We start from the raw sequence: 4,935 nt of genomic DNA, 5'->3' as shown, positions 1-4,935 counted from the left end.
CGGCAACGTCCTCGACTTCTTTGGAAATTAGAGTGAGGAGTGAGGAGTGAGGAGTGAAATTTATGGTTTGCTGGGTAGATGTGGCGCTACATAGCTGTGAAACTGCCGTGCAGCAACGCGAAGGAAGCCATCTGGCGGGTATTTTCAGGACTTAATTCGGATGAATGGATATTGGGGGCGCTATTTAAGAACTTCTTGTCCCCCTCTTCCCGAAAATACCGTATCCCATGTTTACTGAAGGCCTATATATACTAGCAGTCCTGTGTCTCCTTGTTGCCCTTTCAGAATGGCTGGTGCAACGCACCGTACTCAAACACTTCGGTACAGCGCTTTTGGTCATTCTGATGACTGCCATCGTTGCCAATATTGGATTGCTGCCGGCCGGCTCTAGCGCGGCCAACCCTGTACCGGTTTATGATGGGATATTCGGCTATGTAGCGCCGCTGGCTATTTTCTTTCTACTTTTACAGGTAAATCTGCGCGACATTCTCAAAGCTGGGAAATCCCTTATTGGCCTGTTTCTGCTGGGTGCAGCAGGTACTGCTATCGGGGTGATAGCTGGCATGTGGGTGATCAATGGCCGGGAAATACTGGGGGAAAATTTTGTCGGCATGGGCGGGATGTTTGTAGGTACCTACACAGGCGGCGGCATCAACTTCAATGCACTGGCCATCCACTACGGCATTGTAAGAGAGGGCTTGTTATATGGTGGTGCCATCGCCATCGACAATATCATGACAGCGATCTGGATGATGGCAACCATAGCCATTCCCAAACTGGTTGCTCCTTTCTGGAAAGCAAAAAATAGCAAACCGCTTCAGCACGGAAGCGCGGCCAATGTAGAATTGGACCGGGAAGAGACGACACCCATGGAACTGGGCATCCTGCTTTGTATAGGCTTTGCCAGTCTTTGGATTTCAGAGTTGATGGCAACGCAGTTTAGTGCAGCCGGCCTGAAAATTCCCTCCATTGTGCTCATTTCAATTATTGCGCTGATCATCGCGCAGATACCAGCGGTCCAGCGTATTCATGGCGCGCAGGTGATCGGTTCCTTTGCCGTCACGCTGTTTCTTGCTGTCATTGGTGCATTCTGCGATCTTGCTGCACTCAGTTCCATTGGGCCACTCGGCATGAGCTTGCTTCTGCTCGTAACTATCGTTGTGCTGATACACGGCATATTTGTTTTTGCAGGGGCCTGGTTGTTCAGACTGGACCCGGCACTGGCCGCTGTGGCTTCGCAGGCCAATATTGGCGGCGCCCCTTCTGCGCTTGCACTCGCCCGTAGCATAGGCAGGAATGATCTTGTGTTGCCTGCAGTGCTCATCGGATCGCTTGGTTATGCCATTGGCACCTTTCTCGGCCTAGGTATCGCCGAATTCGTTCTGGTACCCCTTTTCTGACGAATAACCAAAGCCAATTAACACAATATTAACAATGTTTTTAATATTGAAAGGGCTTTTATCTAATTTAGTTAGGTTGACAACTACTTAAACCTAATTTATCATAAGCACAACTCGGTTTTGTAATTCAAAATTCACTTGGCCGCTGACATTATTGGCGCACCTAATTTCATGTGTTTCTCCACCACAAGAAGGCACATACTAGAAATCACATGTTGCGTAAATCAGTGACCACCTAACCCGAATGTACTTATGTATCGAACACTCGTTATGCTCATTGGAATTGGATTTCTGGGTGCCACCAGCGCCTTTGCCCAGGAAGCAGTTCCCGCAACAGAGGCGGCAGATGCCCTGTCAGCCGAGTTTGTCTTATGGACGCTCAATAACTTGTGGATTATGCTTGCAGGTGCGCTTGTATTTATTATGCACCTCGGATTTGCATCGCTTGAATCAGGCCTGACGCAGTCAAAAAACTCCGTCAACATCCTGTTCAAAAACACAATGATTATTTGCATAGGGCTGCTCACTTATGCATTGATTGGTTTCAATGTGATGTACCCCGGAGATTTTAACGGCTGGCTCTCTTTCGGAGCTGTTGCCGGCTTTATATCCGTTGATCCGTCAGACGCAGCAGCCGTTGCTTCCAACTTGACGTCCGAATACAATGAAGGCTATACCTGGTATACGGACTTCTTCTTTCAGGCCATGTTTGCCGCTACAGCAGCAACCATTGTATCAGGTGCTGTTGCAGGCCGCGTAAAGCTTACCAGCTTCCTCATTTTTGTGACGTTTCTGGTTGGCCTCAGCTATCCGATTACGGGCTCCTGGAAATGGGGCGCAGGCTGGTTGGATGAGCTTGGATTTTACGACTTTGCCGGCTCCACCATTGTACACTCTGTTGGTGGATGGGCGGCCCTCATCATGGCATTTTTGCTCGGGCCCCGGATTGGCAAATACGCAAAAGACGGGACAGTCAATGCAATTCCTGGCAGTAACTTGCCACTCGCTGCAATCGGGGTTTTCTTGCTTTGGTTTGGCTGGTTCGGCTTTAATGGCGGATCTGTACTCACGGCAGACGCCGCTGCAGTCTCGCTTGTGCTGGTAACCACTTCAATGGCTGCTGCTGCAGGCGGATTTGCCGCAGGCATTACCTCCTGGATTTTCGACAAAAAGCCTGACCTGAGTATGGCACTGAACGGTATCCTCGCGGGGCTCGTCGGCATCACGGCTGGTGCAGACCAGATGATGGTCTATGAAGCTGTGCTTATTGGCCTGGTTGCAGGTATCATTGTGTACTTTGCGGTTGTATTCATCGACAGCAAACTCAAAATTGATGACCCGGTTGGCGCCATCAGCGTGCACCTTGTGTGTGGCATTTGGGGTACGCTTGCCGTCGGCATATTTGGTCAGCTCGCCGGCCTGGAGCAGCTCCAGTATCAGCTTGTCGGCATAGGCGCCATTGGCCTCTTCACCGTGTTGTTTTCGCTCATTGTGGCACTCCCGATCAAAGCATTCATGGGACTGCGCGCTGATGAGTACGACGAACGGATGGGGCTTGATCAGGGTGAACACGCTTCTGAAGCATACCTCATTCCCTCCCAGGGACTCGTTGTTACCAACGAAGTGGGTCAGCTTGAACCCGCGTAAGCTTTCATTTTATCCTCCTCATGCTGCCTCAAAGCCGCCTGGAATCCTCCAGGCGGCTTTTTTTGTGCCCTGAATTTTCAAACACACAAAAAGCGCTTCCGTTACTTTTTTTGTTTTTGGACACAATCTTTATTAAAATATTATATCCACCAACATTACTACCTTATTAAACAAATCAATGCGTCGATTACTCTTAACTATTGCAGCCATCCTGGTTGCAAAACCAGCGTTTGCCCAGGAGGCTGAAACAGCACTCTCTGGGGCAGATACAGCCTGGGTGCTTACTTCCACCGCGCTTGTGCTTTTAATGACACCCGCCCTTGCATTTTTTTACGGCGGGCTTGTTCGTGCAAAAAACTCGCTTAATACAATGATGATGAGCTTTGTCGCGCTGGGCGTTGCCGGCGTGCTCTGGGCTGTCATCGGATACTCACTCGCTTTTGGAGAAGGCAATGCCTTTGTGGGTGATCTGTCGATGCTCTTTCTGAACGGCGTCGGTGTAGAAGCAAATGGTACCATCCCCCACTTGCTATTTATGGGCTTTCAGGGCACTTTTGCCATCATAACAGCAGCCCTGATCTCTGGCGCAATTATAGGCCGGATGAAGTTTAACGCTTATATAGCGTTTATTGCCATATGGGGCGTGATTGTCTATGCTCCGGTTTGTCATTGGGTATGGGGCGGCGGCTGGATCGGCGACCTCGGCGCGCTCGACTTTGCAGGCGGAGCAGTTGTACATGTTAATGCTGGCGCAGCAGCACTCGTAGCAGCACTTGTACTGGGTAAAAGAAAAGATTATGGCCGGCAAGCCCTCATTCCGCACCATGTACCCTTTGTGCTTTTAGGGGCCGGCTTGCTGTGGTTTGGCTGGTTCGGGTTTAACGGCGGCAGTGCACTTGCAGCCGATGGCCTTGCTGCACTGGCGTTTGTCAATACATTGCTGGCACCAACCGCTACCATTGTTGTCTGGGCGTTTCTTGATCAGCTTAAATCCAAAAAAGTTACAGCTGTTGGCCTTGCGACAGCTGTCGTTGTAGGCCTCGTGGCAATCACGCCGGCTGCCGGTTTTGTTTCCCCCATGTACGCCTTGTTGCTCGGCGCGCTGGCAGCAGTGCCCAGCTTTTTCCTGATCCACTGGCGTACAAAAACGCGCCTCGATGATTCACTCGACGTTTTTGCCGCACACGGCGTTGGCGGCCTGACAGGCGCCCTGCTGGTTGGCATCTTCGCGGATGCATCCATCAACGGAAGCGCAGATGGTCTCCTCTTTGGTAACCCACAGCAATTTGTTATTCAGGCTGTGACCATTCTTGCTGTGTTCGTTTACAGCGCCGTACTGACGTATGGCATTCTCAAAGTGCTTAGCTTCATTACTGATATTCGCGCAACCAAAGTACAAGAAGGCATCGGGCTCGATATCATCTATCATGGTGAGGAGGCTTACTCGTCAGGAGATGGCACCATCTTGATGCTAGATGAAGAAATCCCCGCCATTGAAAAAGCTGAAGCCGGCGTACCCGCTTAAGCTCCCACTGCTATAAACCACCAAAAGCCATGAAATTAATCAAAGCCATTGTACGCCCCGAAAACCTGGGTGCAATCCTAAAATCGCTATACCAGGCCGAGGTACACGGTATCACTGTATACCGGGTCCAGGGACACGGCGGTGAATCTGAAACCGTTGAAACCTACCGGGGCACTACAGTAAAGAAAGAACTGACAGAAAAAGTCGCCCTCGAAATAGGCGTTTCTGAGCCCTTTCTCGACCGCACTGTTCATGCAATTATGGACGCAGGTAGAACCGGAGAAGTTGGGGATGGAAAAATCTTTGTATTGCCTGTAGAAAAGGTTTATCGGATCAGGACTGGAGAAGAAGACGCAGCGGCTG

At 50.5% G+C, this 4,935-nt stretch carries 4 protein-coding genes; all 4 read left to right on the top strand.

Annotated elements, in window-relative coordinates; translation table 11 throughout:
- Positions 1–227 precede the first annotated feature (227 nt).
- The gene (locus AAF564_25965) at positions 228–1,400 is read left to right on the top strand and encodes a DUF819 family protein (GenBank protein MEM8489019.1); all 1,173 of its coding nucleotides are present in this window, start codon (positions 228–230) and stop codon (positions 1,398–1,400) included.
- A 351-nt stretch (positions 1,401–1,751) separates the two neighbouring features.
- Positions 1,752–3,047 (top strand): ammonium transporter, encoded by a 1,296-nt coding sequence (gene amt, locus AAF564_25960; GenBank protein ID MEM8489018.1) that lies wholly within the window; start codon positions 1,752–1,754, stop codon positions 3,045–3,047.
- A 178-nt stretch (positions 3,048–3,225) separates the two neighbouring features.
- Positions 3,226–4,572, top strand: coding sequence for an ammonium transporter (locus AAF564_25955; GenBank protein MEM8489017.1), 1,347 nt, complete (start codon positions 3,226–3,228; stop codon positions 4,570–4,572).
- Positions 4,573–4,601: 29 nt separating this feature from the next.
- A partial coding sequence (locus AAF564_25950) for a P-II family nitrogen regulator (protein ID MEM8489016.1) occupies positions 4,602–4,935 on the top strand: 334 nt, incomplete at its 3' end.

Source organism: Bacteroidota bacterium, from assembly GCA_039111535.1.
GTDB lineage: Bacteria > Bacteroidota > Rhodothermia > Rhodothermales > JAHQVL01 > JBCCIM01.
This window is presented reverse-complemented; position numbering and strand designations above follow the sequence as displayed.